This window comes from Pseudomonas sp. DSV-1 (assembly GCF_035830915.1).
GTDB lineage: Bacteria > Pseudomonadota > Gammaproteobacteria > Pseudomonadales > Pseudomonadaceae > Aquipseudomonas.
In genome coordinates this window covers 1,097,401-1,119,547 of record NZ_JAYMYG010000001.1, presented here as the reverse complement: position 1 = coordinate 1,119,547, position 22,147 = coordinate 1,097,401, and the positions used below count along the sequence as shown (strand labels likewise).

21 protein-coding genes are annotated in these 22,147 nt (G+C 58.5%); 12 read left to right on the top strand and 9 right to left on the bottom strand.

All coding sequences use genetic code 11. The features are described 5' to 3' along the window. Nucleotides 1-146 precede the first annotated feature (146 nt). The 3 genes from VSQ83_RS05355 (at nucleotide 147) to VSQ83_RS05345 (ending at nucleotide 3,000) form a co-directional block, all read left to right on the top strand. Nucleotides 147-1,469, top strand: coding sequence for an MFS transporter (locus VSQ83_RS05355; protein WP_133075773.1), 1,323 nt, complete (start codon nucleotides 147-149; stop codon nucleotides 1,467-1,469). A 347-nt stretch (nucleotides 1,470-1,816) separates the two neighbouring features. Further along, complete coding sequence (locus tag VSQ83_RS05350) at nucleotides 1,817-2,230, top strand: heme utilization protein (RefSeq protein WP_326425595.1); 414 nt, start codon at nucleotides 1,817-1,819, stop codon at nucleotides 2,228-2,230. 149 nt (nucleotides 2,231-2,379) lie between these two features. Then, nucleotides 2,380-3,000, top strand: a complete 621-nt coding sequence (locus tag VSQ83_RS05345; protein WP_133075774.1) for a flavin reductase family protein — start codon at nucleotides 2,380-2,382, stop codon at nucleotides 2,998-3,000. Nucleotides 3,001-3,052: 52 nt separating this feature from the next. On the opposite strand, the gene VSQ83_RS05340 is transcribed toward VSQ83_RS05345, so the two are convergent. Beyond that, nucleotides 3,053-3,286: a hypothetical protein gene (locus tag VSQ83_RS05340; protein WP_133075775.1), complete on the bottom strand. Its 234-nt coding sequence runs from the start codon at nucleotides 3,284-3,286 to the stop codon at nucleotides 3,053-3,055. Nucleotides 3,287-3,320: 34 nt separating this feature from the next. Beyond that, the gene (locus VSQ83_RS05335) at nucleotides 3,321-3,635 is read right to left on the bottom strand and encodes a putative quinol monooxygenase (protein WP_133075776.1); all 315 of its coding nucleotides are present in this window, start codon (nucleotides 3,633-3,635) and stop codon (nucleotides 3,321-3,323) included. Between the two features lie 318 nt (nucleotides 3,636-3,953). Here VSQ83_RS05335 and VSQ83_RS05330 point away from each other — a divergent pair, with 318 nt between their 5' ends. Continuing rightward, a complete protein-coding gene (locus VSQ83_RS05330; RefSeq protein WP_133075777.1) occupies nucleotides 3,954-4,883 on the top strand; it encodes an AraC family transcriptional regulator in 930 nt (309 codons plus the stop codon). Here the strand turns inward: VSQ83_RS05330 and VSQ83_RS05325 are convergent. After that, complete coding sequence (locus VSQ83_RS05325; RefSeq protein ID WP_326425593.1) at nucleotides 4,878-6,509, bottom strand: 5-guanidino-2-oxopentanoate decarboxylase; 1,632 nt, start codon at nucleotides 6,507-6,509, stop codon at nucleotides 4,878-4,880. The genes VSQ83_RS05330 and VSQ83_RS05325 overlap by 6 nt on opposite strands. A gap of 112 nt (nucleotides 6,510-6,621) precedes the next feature. Here VSQ83_RS05325 and VSQ83_RS05320 point away from each other — a divergent pair, with 112 nt between their 5' ends. Continuing rightward, complete coding sequence (locus VSQ83_RS05320) at nucleotides 6,622-7,512, top strand: LysR substrate-binding domain-containing protein (RefSeq protein ID WP_133075779.1); 891 nt, start codon at nucleotides 6,622-6,624, stop codon at nucleotides 7,510-7,512. A gap of 138 nt (nucleotides 7,513-7,650) precedes the next feature. Beyond that, nucleotides 7,651-8,703, top strand: a complete 1,053-nt coding sequence (locus VSQ83_RS05315) for a Fic family protein (protein WP_133075780.1) — start codon at nucleotides 7,651-7,653, stop codon at nucleotides 8,701-8,703. Nucleotides 8,704-8,706: 3 nt separating this feature from the next. Here VSQ83_RS05315 and VSQ83_RS05310 read toward each other — a convergent pair whose 3' ends face one another. Beyond that, complete coding sequence (locus VSQ83_RS05310) at nucleotides 8,707-9,321, bottom strand: NAD(P)-dependent oxidoreductase (protein ID WP_326425590.1); 615 nt, start codon at nucleotides 9,319-9,321, stop codon at nucleotides 8,707-8,709. Between the two features lie 38 nt (nucleotides 9,322-9,359). After that, the gene (locus VSQ83_RS05305) at nucleotides 9,360-10,241 is read right to left on the bottom strand and encodes an MBL fold metallo-hydrolase (protein WP_326425588.1); all 882 of its coding nucleotides are present in this window, start codon (nucleotides 10,239-10,241) and stop codon (nucleotides 9,360-9,362) included. Nucleotides 10,242-10,353: 112 nt separating this feature from the next. Between VSQ83_RS05305 and VSQ83_RS05300 the strand changes: the two genes are divergently transcribed. Continuing rightward, complete coding sequence (locus tag VSQ83_RS05300; protein ID WP_326425586.1) at nucleotides 10,354-11,259, top strand: LysR family transcriptional regulator; 906 nt, start codon at nucleotides 10,354-10,356, stop codon at nucleotides 11,257-11,259. A gap of 316 nt (nucleotides 11,260-11,575) precedes the next feature. Here the strand turns inward: VSQ83_RS05300 and VSQ83_RS05295 are convergent, their stop codons facing one another. Continuing rightward, nucleotides 11,576-12,457: a helix-turn-helix domain-containing protein gene (locus VSQ83_RS05295; protein ID WP_133075784.1), complete on the bottom strand. Its 882-nt coding sequence runs from the start codon at nucleotides 12,455-12,457 to the stop codon at nucleotides 11,576-11,578. 174 nt (nucleotides 12,458-12,631) lie between these two features. On the opposite strand from VSQ83_RS05295, the gene pobA reads away from it, so the two are divergent. Together pobA and VSQ83_RS05285 are read left to right on the top strand one after the other, a co-directional pair. Then, nucleotides 12,632-13,816, top strand: coding sequence for a 4-hydroxybenzoate 3-monooxygenase (pobA, locus tag VSQ83_RS05290; RefSeq protein WP_326398354.1), 1,185 nt, complete (start codon nucleotides 12,632-12,634; stop codon nucleotides 13,814-13,816). A gap of 59 nt (nucleotides 13,817-13,875) precedes the next feature. Further along, nucleotides 13,876-15,393: an MDR family MFS transporter gene (locus VSQ83_RS05285; RefSeq protein WP_133075786.1), complete on the top strand. Its 1,518-nt coding sequence runs from the start codon at nucleotides 13,876-13,878 to the stop codon at nucleotides 15,391-15,393. A gap of 51 nt (nucleotides 15,394-15,444) precedes the next feature. Here the strand turns inward: VSQ83_RS05285 and VSQ83_RS05280 are convergent, their stop codons facing one another. From VSQ83_RS05280 to VSQ83_RS05270, 3 genes are read right to left on the bottom strand one after another with little or no spacing between them, the layout of a single operon-like run. Continuing rightward, nucleotides 15,445-16,266 carry an ATPase gene (locus VSQ83_RS05280; protein ID WP_133075787.1) on the bottom strand — a complete coding sequence of 274 codons (822 nt, stop codon included), beginning with the start codon at nucleotides 16,264-16,266 and terminating at the stop codon, nucleotides 15,445-15,447. A 36-nt stretch (nucleotides 16,267-16,302) separates the two neighbouring features. Then, nucleotides 16,303-17,301 carry an NAD-dependent epimerase/dehydratase family protein gene (locus VSQ83_RS05275; protein ID WP_326425584.1) on the bottom strand — a complete coding sequence of 333 codons (999 nt, stop codon included), beginning with the start codon at nucleotides 17,299-17,301 and terminating at the stop codon, nucleotides 16,303-16,305. 52 nt (nucleotides 17,302-17,353) lie between these two features. Then, nucleotides 17,354-18,247 carry a LysR family transcriptional regulator ArgP gene (locus VSQ83_RS05270; protein ID WP_326398355.1) on the bottom strand — a complete coding sequence of 298 codons (894 nt, stop codon included), beginning with the start codon at nucleotides 18,245-18,247 and terminating at the stop codon, nucleotides 17,354-17,356. 107 nt (nucleotides 18,248-18,354) lie between these two features. Between VSQ83_RS05270 and VSQ83_RS05265 the strand changes: the two genes are divergently transcribed. The 3 genes from VSQ83_RS05265 to VSQ83_RS05255 all read left to right on the top strand — a co-directional run bounded on the left by VSQ83_RS05265 (nucleotide 18,355) and on the right by VSQ83_RS05255 (nucleotide 22,060). Further along, nucleotides 18,355-18,957 carry a LysE/ArgO family amino acid transporter gene (locus VSQ83_RS05265; RefSeq protein ID WP_133075790.1) on the top strand — a complete coding sequence of 201 codons (603 nt, stop codon included), beginning with the start codon at nucleotides 18,355-18,357 and terminating at the stop codon, nucleotides 18,955-18,957. Nucleotides 18,958-19,154: 197 nt separating this feature from the next. Continuing rightward, a complete protein-coding gene (locus tag VSQ83_RS05260; protein WP_019827796.1) occupies nucleotides 19,155-19,751 on the top strand; it encodes a superoxide dismutase in 597 nt (198 codons plus the stop codon). A gap of 257 nt (nucleotides 19,752-20,008) precedes the next feature. Beyond that, nucleotides 20,009-22,060 carry a putative bifunctional diguanylate cyclase/phosphodiesterase gene (locus VSQ83_RS05255; protein ID WP_133075791.1) on the top strand — a complete coding sequence of 684 codons (2,052 nt, stop codon included), beginning with the start codon at nucleotides 20,009-20,011 and terminating at the stop codon, nucleotides 22,058-22,060. Nucleotides 22,061-22,147: the final 87 nt, after the last annotated feature.

Below are 22,147 nucleotides of genomic sequence, written 5' to 3'. Positions count from 1 at the left end.
CACCCGCAAACCAGCGGATTCTCGCTCACCCACCACCCTCTCCCCTTGTAAACCGGGCCCTGCAGCCTTGGCACAACTCCTGCTATAGCCCTGCAAGCTCGCGTTTTGACGCGCTATAAAAAAACAATGAAAGAAGGATCCATTCAATGGATAACTCCAGCACCCTGCCTGCCGGGTCCGCGTCTGCGGCCCCCAAAGAAAAGACCACCTCAAGCCGTATCAAATCGATTTTCAGTGGCTCCGTCGGCAACATGGTCGAGTGGTACGACTGGTACGTCTACGCCGCATTCTCGCTGTACTTCGCCAAGGCCTTTTTCCCCAAGGGCGACACCACCGCACAATTGCTCAATACCGCGGCCATCTTCGCCGTAGGCTTTTTGATGCGCCCGATCGGCGGCTGGCTGATGGGCCTGTACGCTGACCGCAAAGGCCGTAAAGCCGCATTGATGGCTTCGGTGCTGCTGATGTGCTTCGGCTCGCTGGTCATCGCCCTGTCGCCAGGTTATGAAACCATTGGCGTGTGGGCACCGGTGCTGCTGGTCTTCGCCCGTTTGCTGCAAGGGTTGTCCGTGGGTGGCGAGTACGGCACCTCGGCAACCTACCTGAGCGAGATGGCGACCAAGGAGCGTCGTGGCTTTTTCTCCAGCTTCCAGTACGTGACACTGATCTCGGGTCAGCTCATCGCCCTGGGTGTATTGATCGTTCTGCAACAGACCCTGACCGAAGAACAGCTGTACAGCTGGGGCTGGCGCGTTCCGTTTGTGATCGGTGCCCTGTGCGCCGTGGTCGCGCTGTATCTGCGTCGTGGCATGGAAGAAACCGAGTCGTTCAAAAAGGTCCGGGTCAAGCCTAAAGAAAGCGCCATGCGCACCCTGATGCGCCACCCTAAAGAGCTGATGACCGTCGTCGGCCTGACCATGGGCGGTACGCTGGCGTTCTACACCTACACCACGTACATGCAGAAATACCTGGTGAACACGGTGGGGATGAGCATTTCTGACTCCACCACCATTTCGGCCGCCACACTATTCCTGTTCATGTGCATACAGCCACTGGTGGGCGCTCTGTCGGACAAGATCGGACGTCGTCCAATCCTGATCGCCTTCGGCGTGCTGGGTACCCTGTTCACCGTGCCAATCCTCACCACCCTGCACACCATCACCACCTGGTGGGGCGCGTTCTTCCTGATCATGGCCGCGTTGATCATTGTCAGCGGCTACACCTCGATCAACGCCGTGGTGAAAGCTGAACTGTTCCCGACAGAAATCCGCGCACTGGGCGTAGGCTTGCCTTACGCGCTGACCGTGTCGATCTTCGGCGGTACCGCTGAATACATTGCGCTGTGGTTCAAGAGTGCAGGCATGGAAACCGGTTACTACTGGTACGTGACTGCCTGTATCGCCTGCTCTCTGGCGGTTTACGCCACCATGAAAGACACCCGCAAGCACTCGCGTATCGAAACAGACTAAGCCCCGCCCCAACCAGCCCCACACGGGGCTGGTTGCATCTGCAACACCTTCCTGCCTGCCCCCTCCAAAGCACCTCCCTCTCTGTTAAGTGCGTCAGCGTTATCTGACTTAATAGTCAGTTAACTCTGTTAGGCCACTATCCATTTCAGCAAGACCTCTATCGCTGGCTGATGTGAATCGTCACCAAACGCAAGAGCAGACACCCGTTGGCCTGTTTTTGCGCAGGCGTACATATCGAGTAAATCGATTATTTATCGCTATTTTTTGCGCTTTTTAATCAAATTAATCGGCGTAGTCTTAAACCCATACCCACTGAACATCTCAAACACGAAACAAGGAGCTTCATCATGAAAACCAAATTGATCCTCGCTGCCGCCTTCTCTGCCCTGGCTTTCAATGCTTTTGCCGCCGATGGTTTCGACCGTACTCACTCGTCGAACTTTGCTGAAGACGGCTTCAGCCGCACAGGTTCGGCCGCCGTTGCCGCTGATGGCTTTGATCGCACCGGCTCGGCTACTTTTGCCGAAGACGGCTTCGACAACACCGGCTCGGCCACCTTCGCAGAAGACGGCTTCGACAAAACCGGCTCGGCTACCTTCGCAGAAGACGGTTTCGACAAAACTGGTTCGGCTACCTTCGCAGAAGACGGCTTCGACAAAACTGGCTCGGCCACCTTCGCAGAAGACGGCTTCAGCCGTACCCATTCGGATACCTTTGCCTCGGATGGTTACGATCGCACCAATGGCGCCCTTTTCAGCTAACACCTGAAGGAGGCACTTCAGCCCGGCCCTGGCCGGGCTTAGTCGTTTCTGGGGGAAAGAAAATTGCGAAAACCCGTAGCCGCTTTTGTAATCAGCCCCAAGGCCTTGCACTATAGGGGCTCTATATCAGCCGTTTGCGGACTACTCCCATGCATGACGATATTCATTTTTATGAACCCTCCCAAGGCCACGGCCTGCCCCACGATCCGTTCAACGCCATCGTTGGCCCGCGTCCGATTGGCTGGATTTCGTCTCAGGATGCCCAAGGCCGGCTGAACCTTGCTCCCTACAGCTTTTTCAACGCGTTTAACTACATCCCGCCGATCATCGGGTTTTGCAGTGTGGGCCGCAAAGACAGCCTCAACAACATCGAGCAAACCGGCGAGTTCGTCTGGAACCTGGCCACACGTCCCTTGGCCGAAGCGATGAACCAAAGCTGCGCCATGGTCGGCCCCGAGGTGAATGAGTTCGAACTGGCAGGCCTGACAACTGCTGCTTCGCGGGTGATCAGTGTGCCGCGCGTGGCCGAAACGCCGGTATCGTTTGAGTGCAAGGTCACGCAGATCATCCAGCTGCAACGCGCAGACAAGGCACTGGTGCCAAGCTGGCTGATTCTGGGTGAGGTGGTGGCTGTACATATCGCCAGACACCTGCTTAAAGACGGGATTTACGACACCGCAGCCGCCGAACCGATTTTGCGCGGTGGCGGCCCGGCGGATTACTTCCAGCTAGGCCCCGAAGCACTGTTCAAAATGCATCGCCCGCGTTAGGGCCTGTTGAGGTTTGGTTGTGGGCCACAACCAAACCTCAACAAACCTACAACTACCAGACCAGTTCGGCGTCTTCAGTGACGCCCTGCAGGGCTTCAAGTTGTTGCGCGGCAGCAGCATCGGCGGCGGTCGCTGTTTTGAACGTTTGCTCGATCAGTACTTTGTGAAAGCGCGGCGCTCCACCTTCATACAAGGCTTTGACTGCAATCGCTGCGTGGTAAATCCCGGGTTCAACCGGAACCACGGCTGATACCGCTTCAAAATGTGCAAACTCTTTACGCGCCATGCTTCAACTCCCGGCCAATGGAAAAACCGGCATTCTACCTGTTCAACCCGCTCGCATCGTTGAAGGTCTTGAAATCGAGGCTATCCACCACGTGCTGGTAGACCAGCACGCCGTAAACATCCATGAGCGATGAGTTGAAATACGCCTGCATCGAGGTTTCATCCTGCCAATAGCCCGCGACCTGCCACAGCAGCGGATCGCTCTGGCAATGCTGCAAGGCGAAGTGCAGGCAACCGGGCGTCTGCAGGGTCGGTTCAATCAGTTGGCTCAGGCACGCCTGGACCTGGACCGAACACCCTGCGCGGGCGCGAACCAGGGTCATATGACTGACGGCATTGGACTGGGGCATGCTGGCCTCCACAAAGGAAAAGGGTGTTAGGGAGAGGTTCAAAGCTTAGAGGCCAGCACCCGTGACCGTTAGTCGATTCCTGCCCCAGGCTTGCACGATTCTGCAAAACCTCGTTATTTCCCCTTCTGATTGCGCACTTGAACCGTCTGCCTCGCCTTTGGCTTTTTGAGCAAGGCTGTACGTCTGCAACGGGTTTGGCAGGCACATGAGCGCTGGCAATGACAGGATCAGGCAAGACAACGGCAGAAATCGGCTACCCCTTGGCCTTGCACAAACTTAAGCTGTACCTGCCCTGTTGCTTTAATGAGGATGCGACCTATGTCACTGCTGGAACCGCCGCGGCCCGCGCTCGACCCCGCACTTGAAAAACAGCGCGTGGAACTGGCAGACCTGATTTACCGCCACGCCCCTGAAGACGGCTCGTTCGATACCGGTGTCGAGGCGCTGTTTGTGTCCCGTTACAGCCAACCCAGCGATTTTGCCCCCAGCCTGCCCAAACCCGCGCTGTGCATCATGGCCCAGGGCCGTAAAGAGGTGCGGCTGGCGGATGAATACTTCGCCTACGACCCGCTCAATTATCTGGTGGTGTCTGTGTCGATGCCGATCAGCGGCAGGGTGCTGGAAATATCCCCCGAACACCCGGTACTGGCCTTGCGTCTGGATATTGATCCTGCGGACATTTCCACCCTGATCAGCGATGCGGGCCCCATGGGCGTGCCGTCGCGACCGACCGGACGGGGCCTTTACGTTGAGCCCATTGACCCGCCGATGCTCGACGCATTGCTGCGCCTGACACGCCTGCTCGACACCCCCAAAGATATCGCCATGCTTGCGCCACTGATTCGCCGTGAGATTTTGTACCGGCTATTGCGCAGCCCCTTGGGCCACCGCCTGTATGAAATCGCCAGCGAAAATAGTCAAAACCATCGCGTCAGCCGGGCGATTTCCTGGCTTAACGGTAACTTTGAACAGCCGCTGCGCATCGACAGCCTGGCACGGGAGGCCAATCTCAGCGTGTCGACGCTGCATCATCGATTCAAGGCCATGACCGCCATGAGCCCACTGCAGTACCAAAAACAATTGCGCCTCAACGAAGCGCGGCGGCTGATGCTCAGTGAGGGCCTGGATGCATCGGCAGCGGGCTATCGCGTGGGCTATGAAAGCCCGTCGCAATTTAGCCGCGAGTACAGCCGTCAGTTCGGCGCGCCACCGGTGCGGGATCTGGCGCGCCTGCGCATGAGCCTATAGCGCGAGCGATTGCTGCCAGTGCCACTCATCGATTTCAATCACGCTGGGGCCCTGGCGGTCGGCGGCACTGGCCAGGGCTGCGCGCAATTGCGCTTCACCCTCGACCGCCTGCGCGGTACACCCCAACGCCTTGGCCACACCGATAAAGTCCGGGGTATAAATGTCGACGCCCACGGGCTCGATGGCGCGATTGAGCATGTATTTTTTGATTTCGCCGTAGCCCTGGTTGTTCCACAGCAACACGATTATCGGTGTGCGTGCCTCAACTGCACTGGCCAGTTCAGCCAGGGTGAATTGCAACCCTCCATCACCGATCAGGCACAAGACCGGGCCACCCGCTTTCCCCTCTGCCCGACGACCCAACCAGGCACCGACTGCCGCTGGCAGGGCATAACCCAGGGTGCCGTAGCCGGTTGATGAGTTGAACCAGCGACGCGGCTGCCCGGGGTTGAAGGTCAGGTTGCCGGTGTACACCGGCTGGGTTGAATCACCTACACACACCGCATCCGGCAGCACATCGAACACAGCCTGCAAGAAATGGGTTTGGGCCCGGGTCGGCGCATCCCATTCAGTGGCCAGTTGCGCCTTGAGGCGACTGACCCGCTCTGAGCCCCAGTCCGCCTGCCGTGGCGGCACTTGAGCAAGGCTCGACAGCAAGGCTTGGGCGGCCAGGTTCGCATCGGCTACCAGGGCCAGGGTGGGCGGGTAGTTGCGCACGGTCTGATCCGGGTCGATATCGATGCGCAACAAGGCGCCAGGGATCTCAAAACCGCCAGCAAAGGTCACGTCGTAATCGGTCTCGGCCAGTTCGGTGCCAATGGCCAGCACCACGTCCGCCTCGGCCACAAGCGCCCGTGTCGCAACCAGTGATTGGGTCGAGCCAATCAACAGGGGGTGATCCGAAGGCAGCATGCCCTTGGCATTAATGGTCAGGGCCACCGGGGCGCCCAGTCGCTCCGCCAGTTTTAGCAGCGCGGGGCCCGCCTCTATCGCGCCGCCACCCGCCAGAATCAACGGCCGTTTGGCATGGATCAACCGCTGGCTCATCTGTTCGATGGCAGCAGGCGAAGCCCCTGGCCGGGCAATGCTGACAGGGTGACTGGCAAACAATGCGTCGGCGTTTTCCACCAGTACGTCCAGGGGAATCTCAATATGCACAGGCCGTGGGCGACCGGCCTGAAACAGCGCAAATGCCCGCGCCAGCACGCCCGGCAACTCTGCCGCCGACATCAGGGTGTGGGAAAACGCCGCCACGCCAGCCACCAGCGCTCCCTGATTCGGCAGTTCGTGCAACTTGCCACGCCCCCCGCCCAACTGGCTGCGCGACTGCACACTGGAAATCACCAGCATCGGAATCGAATCCGCATAAGCCTGGCCCATCGCAGTCGTGATATTGGTCATGCCGGGGCCGGTAATGATGAAGCACACACCGGGCTTGCCGCTGGTACGGGCATAGCCGTCAGCCATAAAACCGGCACCCTGCTCGTGACGCGGGGTGACGTGGCTGATCTTGGACCCTGCCAGCCCGCGGTACAGTTCAACGGTGTGTACGCCGGGGATGCCGAACACCTGCTCGACCCCGTACGCCTCCAGCAACTTGACCAATACTTCGCCGCACGTCGCCATGTGTCCTGCTCCTCTTCTTGTTCGGGAATGAACCATTGAAGCGGTCGGCTGTGGTGCGCACAACGCAAACGTGCTCATACTAGCCATGTCCTGGACTCATGGCTGACCACTGATGAAACGCCTACCGCCACTTCCCGCGCTGCATACTTTTTTGATTACGGCTCAATGTTGCAACTTCACCCGTGCCGGTGAGCAGTTGCACATCACCCAGGGCGCGGTGAGCCGGCAAATTGCCGGGCTTGAGGAGCACCTGGGGTATGCGCTGTTTCATCGCCAGGCTCGCGGCCTGAGCCTGACCGAACAAGGCCAGGCGCTGTATCCGCGGATCGGGCAGGTGTTCGACATGATCGGCGAGGCAGTCGAGTACGCCAACATTCGCCGTACCCCGCTGCAGATCAAGGCCCCTACCTGCATGCTGCGCTGGCTGCTGCCCAAGTTGCTGCACTGGCAAGAACTGCGCCCCGACGTGCCGGTGGAACTGACCAGCAGCGTGCAGCACGGGGTGGACTTTCGTCGCGAGGCTTTCGATGCCGCCGTGGTCTACAGCCCGCAGCCGGGGCCCAAGCGCGAAGGCCAGCACCTGTTCGACGAACAGCTGACCCCGGTATGCGCCCCGCATCTGCTGGACGGCAGCAACGCCATCAACCACCTGAACGACCTTGCACAACACACCCTGCTGCACCCCAGCCGTGATCAACAGGACTGGATCAACTGGCTGGCTGCGGCGGGGGGAGATGTGTCGATGATCTGCAAGAGCCAGTACTTCGACACCCTGGATCTGGCCATGACCGTAGCCGCCCAGGGCAACGGTGTCGCCATAGGCGACTGGTCACTGATAGGGGATGACCTCAAGGCTGGCCGACTGGCCATGCCCTTTGACTTCAAAGTACGGACCGGCGCCGCCTACCTGCTGGTGTGTTCTGCGCGCAACGAACCGTCCGCACCGCTGCGCGAATTGCTGGATTGGCTGGTGAAACAGGCTAGGGATACTGATCAGCCGTGAATTAATACGCCACGGAAAACCTGAAGCTACAAAAATCCCTGTAACAGTTTAAATAGGGTAATCGATACTTAAAAAGGGTAAAAACAGTCATTAACAACCCATTTAAGTCTCGAAATTACCCTATTTAGAAGGAAGCTTATGCACTCGCTCACCGTCGAACTTCTGACCAAGCTTCGTTATGACGGCCTGCAGCTTTCTACTCTACGAGCGCTGGGCGAGTACCGGGGCAAGCAAACGTTGTTTGTCGCGCAATCGGCAGAGGCACTTGCAGGGCTTAGACAGCAAGCAATGATCGAGTCCGCCGAATCATCCAACCGTCTGGAGGGCGTTGTTGTCTCGCCCACTCGCCTGAAATCCCTGATGGTCAAAAACGCCCAACCTAAAAGCCGCTCCGAGCAGGAGATTGCCGGCTATCGGGACGCCCTGTCGCTGATACACGAAGCCTGCGATGCCATGCCCGTCTCAGAGGGCACGGTGCGCCAGTTGCATACGATTCTTTATCGTTACTTGCCACAAGAGGGAGGTCACTGGAAATCAACCAACAATGACATCATTGAACGCCATCCCGACGGGAGTCTCAGGGTGCGGTTTACACCGACGCCTGCTCACCTGACACCCATGGCCATGAATGATTTACTCGCCCGCTATCACAGCGCCAACGAGCAAAAACTGGCCGATCCGTTGGTTCTGGTTCCCCTGTGCATTCTGGACTTCTTGTGTATCCACCCCTTCGCAGACGGGAATGGCCGCGTTGCCCGCCTGCTGACCCTGTTACTGCTCTATCAGTTTGATTACGCCGTAGGTCGTTTCATCAGCCTTGAGCGTATTTTTGAAGACAGCAAGGAGAGCTATTACGAGACCCTGGAAGCCAGCTCGGTCAACTGGCACGCGGGTGAACATGATGCAGGGCCCTGGCTCAATTACTTTTGGGGCGCACTCATCAAGGCTTACAAAGAGTTTGAAGCCCGAGTGGGAACCATTGAGAAAAAACACGGCAACAAAAGCAGCCGTGTCCGTATTGCCGTATTGAACCGTTCACTGCCGTTTTCAATCAGTGACATCGAACTTGCGTGCCCGGGCACGAGCCGCGACACGGTGCGCCTGGTGTTACGAACGTTGAAAGCTGAAGGCTTGATCGAATCCACAGGTAAGGGGCGAAGCGCGAAATGGCGCAGTTGCCCCCAACCGTAAGGCTCAATACCCCACTGTGAACCGCTGGCGGGAATGTTTGGGTTGTTCGACTTCATCCAGCATGGCGATGGCGAAGTCAGCAAAGCTGATCCAGCTTTTGCCTTCAGCGCTGATCAGCAGGTGGTCTGCACCCAGGCGGAACGTGCCTGTGCGTTCACCTTCGACAAACTCGGCAGACGGCGACAGGAAACTCCAGTCCAGGTCTTTTTCGGCGCGCAGGATGTCGAGGTACACACAGCCAGCCGAGGCCTCCGCCCGGTACTCTTCGGGAAAGCCCGGACTGTCGATGACTTTGCTGTCATCAGGCAACAACAGGGAACCCGCGCCGCCAACAAACAGCAGGCGTTTAACGCCAGATTTTTTTACCGGATCGATAATAGTCGAGGCTGGCTGGGTCGAAAAATGCGCCGCGCTGAGCACCACGTCATGCCCCGCCACTGCGTCTTGCAGGGCCTGGCCATTGTTGATGTCGACGTCCTTGGTCACGACACCGGCACGCTCACTCAATTTGGAAGCGTTGCGGGCAATGGCCGTAACGCTGTGACCGCGGCGCAGGGCTTCTTCCAGCAGTTGGCTGCCGGCACGACCAGTCGCTCCGATAATTGCAATTTTGCTCATGACGCTCTCCAGTGTGTTGGGAATAACGTTGGGATCTTTCACCACTTCATTTCGCCCTTGGCCACTTTGGCACTGAGCTCCAGCGAAGACGCTTCGCCCAGGTCCGGGTAGCGTTTTTTCATGGCGGCGATCAGTTCGCTCGAATTGCTGGCCTTGAGGGCTTCTTCATCAAACGCCTTGATGTAGTCGCGGGTGAAATACACGGCCTTCAACGAGCGATCGCTTTCACCCAGATAATGACCCGGCACCACGACTTTCGGCTGCAGGCTGTCGATGCGCTTGAGGGTGGCCAGCCACTGTTTGTGCGATTGCGGGGTCTTGGTGTCGGCCATCCATACGTGCAGGTTGTCGGCCACTACCACACCACCGACCACGGCTTTAAGCGATGGAATCCATACGAAAGTGCGATCCGGCTGGCGCCCGGTGAGGCCGACCACATCCAGCTCACGCCCTTCAAGGTCCAGGGTATTGCCCTTGAGAACCTGCGGCACGATCACCTTGCCCGGAACATCAGCGCCCATTTTCGGACCCCAGAAGGCCAGCTTGGCATCTTTGGTTTCGTTGATATGTGCAACCGTCGGCGCCGAGGCCACGACCTTCGCGTCGGGGAATGCCTGGGTCAGGGTTTCAAGGCCAAAGTAGTAGTCCGGGTCGCCGTGGCTGATGTAGATCGTGGTGAGGTTTTTGCCGCTGGCGCGAATCTTGTCGACCACCTGCTGGGCCTGGGCCTTGCCGAACTGGGCATCGACCAGAATGGCGTCCTTGTCACCACTGACCAGCACCGAAGACACGGGGAAAATCGCCGCCTCTCCAGGGTTGTACACGTCCAGGGTCAACGGTGCCTGAGCGGCAGCATGGGCTGCAAAGCCCAGCACAACAGCGCTGAGGACAAAACGGCGAAGGGTCGAAAATCCAGTCATGGGTGATTCCTGAGTCAGTGGCCAGGGTCGGCGATAGACAGAGCTTAGTTGCACGATCGCGAACTAAAAATGCGATGCTTGAACATAGTTTGTTTCAGATATCGGGCAGATCATGGATCGTCTTATTGCAATGCGTGTGTTTGTTACCGTTGTCGACCTCGGCAGCCAGTCAGCGGCGGCCGATCATCTGGATCTGTCACGCCCGGTGGTGTCACGCTACCTGGCGGAGCTGGAAGAATGGGTAGGTGCACGCTTGATGCACCGCACCACGCGCAAGTTGAGCCTGACTGCTGCGGGCAATGAGACTCTGCCCCGCTGCCGACAACTGCTGGAGCTGGCTGACGACATGCAGGCCGCCGTGGATGCGCCCACCGATGCACCACGGGGATTGTTGCGCATCAGTGTCAGCACCTCGTTCGGACAGGCGCAACTGGCTACGGCAGTGACTGACTACGTACGGCTTTATCCGCAGGTCAGCATTGATCTGCAGATGCTCGACCGCACGGTGAATCTGGTAGACGAGCGCATCGACCTGGCGATTCGCACCAGCAATGACCTGGACCCGAACCTGATCGCCCGCAAGCTTACCGTTTGTCGCTCGGTGCTCTGTGCATCCCCGGCGTATCTGCGCGAACGCCCGGCGCCGCAGCAGGTCGACGAACTGAGCCGACACAACTGCCTGACCCACTCCTACTACGGCAAGAGCCTGTGGCACTTCACCCACCACGGTGAGGACGTGTCGGTCCCGGTACAAGGCAACATCAGCGCCAACGAAGCGAGCACCTTGTTGAGCGCCACTCTGGCGGGTGCGGGGGTTTCGCTGCTGCCCAGCTACCAGGCCGGGGTGTATGTGCAACGCGGTGAACTGGTGCGCCTGCTGCCCGAAGCAGAACCGCGCCTGATGAACATTTACGCGGTGTATGCCTCACGCAAACACATGCCTGCAACCTTGCGCAGCATGCTCGACTTTCTCGTCGAACGCTTCACCGATGAACCGGCGTGGGATAAAGACTTGTAAACCGAGCCCCGTAGTCGCTGGCGCATCTAGTCCATTTGAAGGATGAAATCGGGCACAACCCCTCGTACAACTGGCATGGCAAGAACCTAAGTCTGAACTAGCCTCAAGTCTGTGACGTCAGGGAGCAAATGCCATGACTACTAAAACAAAAACAAGATGCATGACCGTGTTTGTCGTTTTCGCTGCCGCTGTACTGTTTGCAGGCGCTTGCTACCGCGCTGAGCAAACCCGGCAAGCATCCGGATTGATCGCCAGTTGCAATGGCGCGCACTGCAATGCCATGTTCAGCGCTCTGAGGTAAGGAAGCCCCGGAGCATCAGGTCGGGCTGATGCCGTCAGCCCGACCTGTTCGAAAGGCGCTGGGTGATGTTCCGCTCAGGCGCCGGAAAAACCGCGCGAAATACGCCGGGTCAGCAAAGCCCAGACTGTCAGCCACCTCGCTGATGGTCATCGGCGTGTAAATCAAATGCCGCTTTGCCTCCAGCAAAATCCGTTGATGAATGATCTGCAACGCCGACTGCCCCGCCAGCTCGCGGCAGATACTGTTCAGGTGCGCCACTGAAATGCCCACCTGATGCGCCAGTTGCTCGACATTCGGTTGCTCGCAAAACTGTGTCTCGACCCGTTGATTGAACACGCTCAGGTACTCACGCCCCCGTGATGGCACCTGCTTGGCTTCACGGCGCTGAATCACCTGGCGAGTGACCCACACCAGCAGCACACTGATCAGCGATTGCAAGAGCATGTCGCGGGCGGGTTGCGCGCCGACATACTCACTTTGCAGCTCACTGAACAGGTTGTTGAGGTAATCGCGATCCTTGCCAGCCGGGTAACTGGCGACCCGTTGCAGCAAGCTCACTGATCCGCCCAGCTGCGCTTGCAGTTGAGCCACCAACGGAGCCGCCAGCGTCAGTACAAAACCCTCAACGTTCGGCGAAAACTGAAACCCGTGTACAGACAGCGGCGGGATGATCTGGATGGCGGATTGCTCCAGAACATGAAACTGGCCTTCGACTTCAACCCGCGCCCTGCCCGTGTGGACATAGAGCAACTGGCACAGGTCGGCATGCCGATGGGGATGGATCTCCCAGTCGTGGACGCGGCTGCGCAGCGAGATGGTTTCGCAGTGCAACAGGTCGGGGCCAAGCCAGTCCTGCTGCTCGCCGTACAGCTTGAACACCGGGATTGAAGGATTCATGGGCGCCCGCTCTGAAGTTATTCCTGAAAGCCGATAATCGCACCGATTAGCGAAAAGTACCGGTATTAACGTGTTAATCACCTTCTATTGCTTCTCTCGCAAGCGAAAAATACAAGCATAAATTAATAAGAACCCACTCGTTCCCTGCGGACGAGGCTGCGCGAGAGAACAATAATGAGAACTCAAGTCGCTATTATCGGCGCCGGTCCTTCAGGCCTGCTGCTGGGTCAACTGCTGCATAACGCCGGTATCGATAACGTCATCATCGAACGCCAGACCGGCGAATACGTCCTGGGGCGGATTCGCGCCGGAGTGCTAGAGCAAGGCATGGTCGACCTGTTGCGCCAGGCCGGTGTCAGTCAGCGCATGGACGCTGAAGGGCTTGTCCATGACGGCTTTGAACTGGCCCTGGATAACCGTCAGGTGCATATCGACCTCAAAGGCCTGACCGGCGGCAAAACAGTGATGGTCTACGGCCAGACCGAGGTGACCCGCGATCTGATGGCCGCTCGGGAGGAAGCCGGGGCGCAGACCCTCTACAGCGCCAGCAACGTTCAACCACACGGGATGAAAACCGATACGCCGTACGTCACATTCGATAAAGAGGGCGAAAGCTGGCGCCTGGACTGCGATTACATTGCCGGCTGCGATGGTTTTCACGGCGTGGCGCGTCAGTCGATTCCCAGTGATGTCCTGAAAATCTTCGAACGTGTGTATCCCTTCGGCTGGCTCGGCGTACTGGCCGATACGCCGCCGGTCAACGACGAACTGGTGTATGCCAAACACGAACGCGGCTTTGCCCTGTGCAGCCAGCGTTCGGCTACCCGCAGCCGTTATTACCTGCAGGTCCCGGTACAGGAAAAGGTCGAGGACTGGTCTGATCAACGCTTTTGGGACGAGCTGAAAACCCGCCTGCCCAAGGCGTTGGCTGAGCGCTTGATCACCGGGCCGTCCATCGAAAAAAGCATCGCGCCACTGCGCAGTTTTGTGGTCGAGCCGATGCAGTTCGGGCGCATGTTTCTGGTGGGCGACGCCGCGCATATCGTGCCGCCGACCGGAGCAAAGGGTTTGAACCTGGCCGCCAGCGATGTGAGCACACTGTTCAATATTCTGCTCAAGGTCTACGGCGAAGGTCGCACCGATCTGCTGGAACGCTATTCCGAGGTGTGCCTGAGGCGCGTCTGGAAGGCTGAACGGTTCTCGTGGTGGATGACATCGATGTTGCACCGTTTCCCCGACAGTGACGGCTTTAGCCAGCGTATTACTGACAGTGAACTGGCGTACTTCGTCGACTCCCGGGCGGGGCGCACGACCATTGCAGAAAATTACGTGGGGCTCCCTTACGAGGCTATCGAATAGCAGGCTATCGAGTAGACTAACGGCATTCCGCCATAGGTTTGCCGCCCACAGGTGTTTTCGTGACCAGTTTGAATCAGCCACCCCAGACCAAGCCTGAAATTCGCAGCATCCTGATCGCCCTGATGCTGGCGATTTTCCTGGGAGCACTGGATCAAACCATTGTCGCCGTCTCCATGCCCGCCATTTCCGCCCAGTTCAAAGATGTCAGTCAGCTCGCGTGGGTGATTTCGGGCTATATGGTGGCCATGACAGTGGCCGTGCCAATCTACGGCAAGCTCGGCGACTTGTACGGGCGCAGGCGCCTGATGCTGTTCGGCATGGGGCTCTTTACCCTCGCCTCGCTGTTTTGCGGGCTCGCGCAGAACATGGAGCAGTTGGTCCTGGCAAGGATCATTCAGGGGATTGGTGCTGGCGGGATGATATCGGTGAGCCAGGCGATCATCGGCGACATCGTTCCACCACGCGAACGGGGTCGCTATCAGGGCTACTTCAGCAGCATGTATGCACTGGCCAGCGTCGCGGGGCCGGTACTGGGCGGTTACATGACCGAGTATCTGTCGTGGCGCTGGGTATTTTTAATCAATTTGCCTCTGGGTCTCGCGGCCTGGTGGATCTCCTATCGCACGCTGGTCGGGCTACCTGTCCCGCAACGCAAGCCGATTATTGACTACTTGGGCACGATGCTGATGATCGTGGGCCTGACGTCGCTGCTGCTGAGCATCACGTTTATCGGCCAGGGCCATAGCTGGCGCGATGATCAGGTCGCCGGGTTTCTGGCGGTTGCACTGATCGCGCTGGGGCTGTTTGTGTGGCATGAACGTCGCACGACTGAACCGTTGCTGCCCATGCACCTGTTTGCCAATCGCAATGCGGTGCTGTGCTGGTGCACGGTATTTTTCACCAGCTTCCAGGCCATTTCCCTGATTGTGCTCATGCCGTTGCGTTATCAGAGCATCACCGGCGCGGGGGCCGACAGCGCGGCCCTGCACCTGCTGCCTCTGGCCATAGGCTTGCCGATCGGGGCCTATTTTGCCGGGCGCAGGACTTCGGTAACCGGACGCTACAAACCGATGATTTTAGCCGGTGCCGTGCTGATGCCCCTGTCCATCCTGGGAATGGCTTTCAGCCCGCCAAGCGCAGAGTTGTTGAGCGCCGTATTCATGCTTTTCAGCGGGATCGCTTCGGGCATGCAGTTTCCAACCTCGCTGGTGGGCGCGCAGAACTCGGTGCAGCAGCAAGACATTGGCGTGGCGACCAGCACCACCAATCTGTTTCGCGCCTTGGGCGGTGCTATGGGGGTCGCCTTGATGTCGGCCCTGCTGCTGGCGTTGCTGCACGACTCGATACTGTCACCGGTCATGGGGCAACCCTTGATCGGTGAAGGCAGCTCGGGGAATGTGTTGCTCGACAGCCTGAACGCGGTCCAGGGCCCCGCGCTGGATAGCCTGCGGGCAGAACTGCTGCTGACTTTCCGCCACCTGCTGACCATCAGCGCTGCGGTGTCGTTGCTGGGGCTGGCTGCGGCGCTGGCGATGCCCAATCAGGTGCTGCGTGGGCGTGAAGACAAGGCGAAGTAGTGGGACGTGTGGGGGCTAGCAAGCCCGCTCCCACACGTTCAGTGTTGCGATTTACGGGCGGGCGCTGATCTGCTTCTGCAAGTTCTGAATCTGGCTTTGCAGGGTATTGATGTTGCGCGTCATCTGGGCGCGAAACACGTCAAACTCCGCTGCATTGGCGCCTTGGGCAGGTGCCGGGCGGTTTTCCAGTTCGCTCTTGAGCACGATCATGTCTTGTTCCAGACGCTCGAGCGCCACACTCGGATTACCTTGTTTTTTCAGGGCGGCCACGTCTACAGCCTGTTGCGCGACACCGGTCTTGAGCGTCGACAACTCAGCACCCAACGCTTTCAACTCGGCTTCGAGCCTGGCCTGGGTTTCTTTTTGCGCCGTCACCTGCAGCACCATCGCCGCATTGATCTGCTCAAAGCGCTGATCCAGCTCGCCCTGCTGCCCCGCCACAACACCCTGCTGACGTTTGCTCTGCTCAAGAAGCTGCTCTTCGAGCTGCTTGATCTGCAACTTCAGGGCTTCGCTGCCATTGTTGATGCTCGACTCGCTGGCCACCACCTTGCCGGAAATGGCCTGCAACCGCCCCGCCGCATCTTCACTGATGCGGGCAAAGCTTTCCTGGGTCGCCACCAGTTGCTGCTCCATCAGCGAGATCTGCTGAAAGCTCCACCAGGCAAGCCCGCCCACGGCAAGCAGCAAGGCACAGATCAACGTCCACAAAGGCCCGGTACTCGGACCCTTGACCTTGATCACCGGTGTATTGCGTGAATAAACCGTGGTGCGCTCACGAGCAGCGTCCGTGGGCGCCAGCTCATCATGATCATGGGCATCGGCGCGCAAGGTCGGGACATGTTCAAAGTCGTCGCGGGCATCGTTACGCATGGTAAACCTTCAAAAATAGCGCTCAGTTATAAGCATTTATCGGTACGGCGATTCCTGAGCTTTCCACCAGCCACAGAACTCATCCAGTGCGGCCCACAGACTGACTTTGGGGTCGTAGTCCAGGTAATGCCGGGCACGGCTGATGTCGAGGGTAAAGTCTTTGTCCATGATCTGCACGCCCAAACGCGAACGTGACGGTTCGGGCTGGCCCGGCCACAGCTTGCAGCCGACTTCGCTCAGCGCGCCCAGACTGTAGGCCAGGCCGTAGCCGCGATAACGGGTTACTTGCGGCACGTTCATTTGGCGCATCACATAATTGATCACATCCCACAACGGGATGGGCGTGCCATTACTGATGTTGTAGGCCCTGCCCAAGGCCGAACCCGTATTCAACAAGCTGCTCATCAACGCCTCGTTGAGGTTTTGCACACTGGTGAAGTCGACCTTGTTCAGGCCGTTGCCCACGATGGCCAGGCGACCTTTGCGCTGCATTTTCAACAAGCGCGGGAACACGCTCATATCCCCGGCCCCCGTGACAAAGCGCGGACGCAGGGCAATCACTTCAAGGCCGAACTCCTGGGCACCGAACACCTTTTGCTCCGCCAGGTTTTTGGTCGCGGCATAGGGGTGCCGAAAACGCCTGGGCAACTGTTCTTCGGTGAGGTCGGTGTGGGAACGGCCATCGAAGTACAAGGATGCAGAGGACAAATGCACCAGGCGGCGCACCCGCTGCTTCAAGCAGGCCTCAACCACGTTCTCGGTCACTAGCACGTTGTCACGGTGGAAGTCCTGATAACGCCCCCAGGCGCCCCTATGGCCAGCACAATGCACCACAGCGTCGACATCGACACACAGGTCACGCACCAGCAAGCCATCGGTCAAATCACCCGGGATAAATTCAGCCCCACGCCGCACCAGGTGTTCAACACCCTCAGCCCGTCGCCCGCTGACCCGCACGTCAAAGCCCTGCTCCAGGGCAAAGCGCGCGAAGCGTCCACCGATAAAGCCGCTCGCGCCGGTGACCAGAATCTTCATCAATCACTCCAAATGCTGTAATTCTTGCTGCTTGCTCTTTAAACGCCGGTTATCAGGCCAAAGGCACTAACCAGCGGGCTGCCGAACGAGATAAATGTTCAGTCAGTTGACTCAGCAGTTGTCCGCCATTACGCCAATGATGCCAGTACAGTGGCACGTCGATGGGTTTATCTGGCAAAAGCTCCACCAGACGTCCACATTCAAGCTGTTCGCGCACTTGCAACTCCGGGACCAGCCCCCATCCCAGACCCGCCTCGGCCAAACGGATAAACCCTTCGGAGGACGGGCACAAATGGTGTTCGAATCCACCGTCTACGCCCAGTGCGGCCAGGTAGCGGTGTTGCAGAAAATCATCCGGGCCAAACACCAGGGCTGGTGTTTTTGACAGCAACGCCGGGCTCACACCCTCAGGAAAATGCCGTGCAATAAAAGCCGGGCTCGCCAGTGCCCGATAGCGCATGGCGCCCAGCAGCACGCTACGGGCCCCGGCCACTGGCCGCTCACTGGCACACAGGCAGGCAGCCACTTCACCGGCGCGCATGCGTTTGAGGCCAACGGTCTGATCCTCAACCACCAGGTCCAGCAACAGGTGCTGCTCGGCACAAAAATCACCCACCGCCGGTGCCCACCAGGTGGCCAGGCTGTCGGCATTCAGGGCAATGCGCAGGCGTTCGGGCAGCCCCTCGTCATCCAGCGCCGGCACTGCACTTTGCAGGTCACGCTCCAGCAAGCGCACTTGTTGCACATGGTTGAGCAGGCGACGGCCAATCTCGGTCGGCGTCGGTGGCGCGGCGCGGATCAGCACCGGCTGACCGATGCGCGCTTCCAGCAACTTGATGCGCTGGGAGATGGCCGATTGTGACAAACCCAGTACCTGAGCGGCCCGTTCAAACCCGGCTTGTTCTACTACCGCGGCCAGGGCCGAGAGCAATTTATAGTCGAACATCAGTTTTCCTAATGAGCGATCAACAATATTGGTTTTTCTTATACATCCAAGGGCCGGACAATAGCCAGCAACAACCTTCTCCCGCCTGCACACGACGAGTAATTCTTATGTGGCAAAGCTACCTCAATGGCCTGTTGGTCGCGTTCGGCCTGATCATGGCCATCGGCACCCAGAATGCATTCGTCCTCGCACAAAGCCTGCGTCGTGAACACCACCTGCCCGTGGCCGCGTTTTGTGTAGTGTGCGATGCCCTGCTGGTGGCGGCCGGGGTCTTCGGCCTGGCGACCCTCCTGGCGCAGAACCCGTTGTTGCTCAGCGTGGCGCGATGGGGTGGCGCGGTGTTCCTGCTGTGGTACGGCACGCAGGCGTTGCGTCGTGCGTTCGCCAAGTCGAGCCTTGAGCAATCCGCCGGCCAGACTGCACGCTCGCTCAAGGCCGTGATGCTCAGCGCGCTGGCCGTCACCCTGCTCAACCCCCATGTTTACCTGGATACGGTTTTGCTGATTGGCTCGCTCGGCGCGCAGCAAAGCGTGCCAGGGGCCTATGTAGTGGGCGCGGCGAGTGCTTCGCTGATGTGGTTTTTCACCCTGGCACTGGGCGCCGCATGGCTGGCGCCGTGGCTGGCACGGCCAAATACCTGGCGTGTGCTGGACCTGCTGGTGGCGGTGATGATGTATGCGGTGGCGGTGCAGTTGATCGTCTCTGGCTGAGCCCGCGCGCAGGTCACAAAAAACATCGCCAAAAGTGCTGAAACGTCTATCCCACACAGTTGTCGCGTGGTTATGCCTTCACCCCGGTGCTATGATCCAGCCCCTGCGCCGCAAAGAGTAAAAACTCATCGGCGCGTGTTTGGCCGCCCGTGATCGGCCTTGCGCTCATCGCAACTGACCTGATTAGGAGAATCATCATGGCTTTCGAATTGCCGCCGCTGCCGTACGCACACGATGCCCTGCAGCCGCACATCTCCAAAGAAACCCTGGAGTTTCACCACGACAAGCACCACAACACCTACGTCGTGAACCTGAACAACCTGGTGCCAGGCACCGAGTTCGAAGGCAAAACCCTGGAAGAGATCGTTAAAACCTCTTCGGGCGGTATCTTCAACAACGCCGCTCAGGTCTGGAACCACACCTTCTACTGGAACTGCCTGGCGCCAAACGCCGGCGGCGAACCAACCGGCGCGCTGGCGGATGCCATCAACGCTGCCTTCGGCTCGTTCGACAAGTTCAAAGAAGAATTCAGCAAAACCTCCATCGGCACCTTCGGTTCCGGCTGGGGCTGGCTGGTGAAGAAAGCTGACGGTTCCCTGGCCCTGGCCAGCACCATCGGCGCCGGCAACCCGCTGACCAGCGGCGACACCCCGCTGCTGACCTGCGACGTTTGGGAACACGCTTACTACATCGACTACCGCAACGTACGTCCGAAGTATGTTGAGGCGTTCTGGAACCTCGTTAACTGGAAGTTCGTCGCTGAGCAGTTCGAAGGTAAAGCCTTCACTGCCTGAGCCTGACTCCAGGTAAAAAAACCCGGCATTGCCGGGTTTTTTTTGGTCTGATTTAAAGTTTCAAAAGAGCCGCTCGCCGAGTCCGGGCCAGCTAGTATGAAAGCGTTGTGTATTTTAATAGCGCACCTCAAGTTCGAAGTGAAAATACCGACACAGTAGCGATTGTGAGCGTTGTGGATTTATTGCTTTCGCACCTGTCGTGAATCGTCAACCTACAAGGCCACAGGCAATACCGGCAAGGAACAGGGAATAGTGCTTTGAAGCTGCAATTCAAGAACAGCTTGTCACTGAAGTTGCTCCGCATCGCACTGCTGTCAGCAGTGGTCGTAGGTGGAGTATTGAGCTGCGCGCAAATTGTCTTTGACGCCTACCGGGTTCGACAAGCCGTCACGGTAGATGCCGGACGTATCCTGGACATGTTTCGCGACCCGTCGACTCAAGCGCTGTATAGCCTGGACCGCGACATGGCCATGCAGGTCATCGAAGGCATGTTCCAGGATGGAGCCGTGCGCAACGCGTCCATCGGCCATCCCAATGAGACGGCCCTCGCCGAAAAATCACGGGCGCTGCAACACTCATCCAGCCGCTGGGTGACCGACATGATTCTGGGTCAGGAGCACACGTTCAGTATTCCTCTAGTAGGCAAGGGGCCTTACAGCGAGTACTACGGCGACCTGAGCATCACGCTCGACACCGCCAGTTACGGCGAAGGGTTACTGGCCGATTCAGCGGTCATGCTGCTCTCCGGACTGTTGCGTGCCCTGCTGATGGGGCTGGTGCTGTATTCGGTGTATCAGTGGCTGCTGACCAAGCCGCTTTCCAAAGTCATCGGCCACCTGACCAGTATTAATCCGGACCGCCCCAGCGAGCACGTGATCCCCCTGCTCAAAGGTCACGAGCACAATGAACTGGGTGTTTGGGTCAACACTTCCAACCAGTTGCTCGCATCCATTGAACGCAACAACCGTTTGCGTCACGAAGCTGAAAGTTCCTTGCTGCGCATGGCCCAGTATGACTTTCTGACCGGCCTGCCCAATCGCCAGCAGTTGCAGGGGCAATTAGGCAAGATCCTGACCGATGCTGGCCGTTTGCAACGCCGCGTCGCTGTGCTTTGCGTGGGGCTGGACGACTTCAAAGGCATCAACGAGCAGTTCGGCTATCAAGCGGGAGATCAACTGCTGCAGGCTCTGGCCGATCGCTTGCGCGCCCACAGTGGAAGCCTGGGCGCTCTGGGACGCCTGGGTGGCGATCAGTTTGCGCTGATTCAGGCCCATATCGAACAGCCCTACGAAGCTGCCGAACTGGCCCAGAGTATTCTGGATGACCTTGAATCACCCTTCTGTCTTGACCAGCAAAACATCCGCTTGCGCGCCACTATCGGTATCACGCTGTTTCCCGAAGATGGCGACACCACTGAAAAGTTGCTGCAAAAAGCCGAGCAAACCATGACGCTGGCCAAGAGTTACTCGCGCAACCGCTATCAGTTTTATATTGCCAGCGTGGACCGCGAGATGCGGCGTATGCGCGAGCTGGAAAAAGACCTTCGTGAAGCCCTGCAGTGCAACCAGCTCTCCCTGGTCTACCAGCCACAAATTCGTTACAGCGACCACCGGGTGGTCGGTGTCGAAGCCCTGTTGCGCTGGCGGCACCCGCTACACGGCTTGGTTCCTCCCGATCTGTTTATCCCGCTGGCCGAGAAAAACGGCAGCATCATTGCCATCGGTGAATGGGCAATGGACGAAGCCTGCCGCCAACTGCGCGAATGGCATGATCAAGGCTTCAGCGAACTGCGCATGGCGGTCAATCTGTCCACGGTGCAGTTGCACCACGTCGAACTGCCGCGAGTGGTCAACAACCTCCTGCAGCGCCACCGCTTGCCGCCGCGCAGCCTGGAACTGGAGGTCACCGAAACCAGCCTGATGAAAGATATCAGCACTGCCGCCCAACACCTGCTGAGCCTTCGCCGCTCCGGCGCGTTGATTGCGATTGATGATTTTGGCACAGGCTATTCGTCATTGAGTTACCTCAAAAGCCTGCCGCTGGACAAAATCAAGATCGATAAAAGCTTTGTTCAGGACCTGATCGACGACGGCGACGATGCCACTATCGTGCGCGCCATCATCCAGCTGGGTAAAAGCCTTGGCATGCAGGTGATTGCCGAAGGGGTTGAAACCATTGATCAGGAAGCCTACGTCATCGGCGAAGGCTGCCATGAAGGCCAGGGCTATTTGTACAGCAAACCCCTTGGCTCGCGGGAGTTGGTCGCTTATCTGAAGCAGGCCAAACGTGACAAGGCCGCCAATATGTAAAACCATATTTCAAAAATCGGCAAAGACCCGGTGCGGCCTGCGGTAAATAAGAAATATTTCCAACAGTATCTCTTTACACAAAATGCA

Coding starts and splice junctions, on each gene's coding strand:
- VSQ83_RS05350 (WP_326425595.1), top strand. CDS start 1,817: ATGAAAACCAAATTGATCCTCGCTGCCGCCTTCTCTGCCCTGGCTTTC.
- VSQ83_RS05280 (WP_133075787.1), bottom strand. CDS start 16,266: ATGCGTAACGATGCCCGCGACGACTTTGAACATGTCCCGACCTTGCGC.
- VSQ83_RS05325 (WP_326425593.1), bottom strand. CDS start 6,509: ATGGCGACGTGCGGCGAAGTATTGGTCAAGTTGCTGGAGGCGTACGGG.
- VSQ83_RS05310 (WP_326425590.1), bottom strand. CDS start 9,321: ATGAGCAAAATTGCAATTATCGGAGCGACTGGTCGTGCCGGCAGCCAA.
- VSQ83_RS05345 (WP_133075774.1), top strand. CDS start 2,380: ATGCATGACGATATTCATTTTTATGAACCCTCCCAAGGCCACGGCCTG.
- VSQ83_RS05270 (WP_326398355.1), bottom strand. CDS start 18,247: ATGTTCGACTATAAATTGCTCTCGGCCCTGGCCGCGGTAGTAGAACAA.
- VSQ83_RS05340 (WP_133075775.1), bottom strand. CDS start 3,286: ATGGCGCGTAAAGAGTTTGCACATTTTGAAGCGGTATCAGCCGTGGTT.
- VSQ83_RS05300 (WP_326425586.1), top strand. CDS start 10,354: ATGGATCGTCTTATTGCAATGCGTGTGTTTGTTACCGTTGTCGACCTC.
- VSQ83_RS05335 (WP_133075776.1), bottom strand. CDS start 3,635: ATGCCCCAGTCCAATGCCGTCAGTCATATGACCCTGGTTCGCGCCCGC.
- VSQ83_RS05315 (WP_133075780.1), top strand. CDS start 7,651: ATGCACTCGCTCACCGTCGAACTTCTGACCAAGCTTCGTTATGACGGC.
- VSQ83_RS05265 (WP_133075790.1), top strand. CDS start 18,355: ATGTGGCAAAGCTACCTCAATGGCCTGTTGGTCGCGTTCGGCCTGATC.
- VSQ83_RS05275 (WP_326425584.1), bottom strand. CDS start 17,301: ATGAAGATTCTGGTCACCGGCGCGAGCGGCTTTATCGGTGGACGCTTC.
- pobA (WP_326398354.1), top strand. CDS start 12,632: ATGAGAACTCAAGTCGCTATTATCGGCGCCGGTCCTTCAGGCCTGCTG.
- VSQ83_RS05330 (WP_133075777.1), top strand. CDS start 3,954: ATGTCACTGCTGGAACCGCCGCGGCCCGCGCTCGACCCCGCACTTGAA.
- VSQ83_RS05295 (WP_133075784.1), bottom strand. CDS start 12,457: ATGAATCCTTCAATCCCGGTGTTCAAGCTGTACGGCGAGCAGCAGGAC.
- VSQ83_RS05320 (WP_133075779.1), top strand. CDS start 6,622: ATGAAACGCCTACCGCCACTTCCCGCGCTGCATACTTTTTTGATTACG.
- VSQ83_RS05305 (WP_326425588.1), bottom strand. CDS start 10,241: ATGACTGGATTTTCGACCCTTCGCCGTTTTGTCCTCAGCGCTGTTGTG.
- VSQ83_RS05355 (WP_133075773.1), top strand. CDS start 147: ATGGATAACTCCAGCACCCTGCCTGCCGGGTCCGCGTCTGCGGCCCCC.
- VSQ83_RS05260 (WP_019827796.1), top strand. CDS start 19,155: ATGGCTTTCGAATTGCCGCCGCTGCCGTACGCACACGATGCCCTGCAG.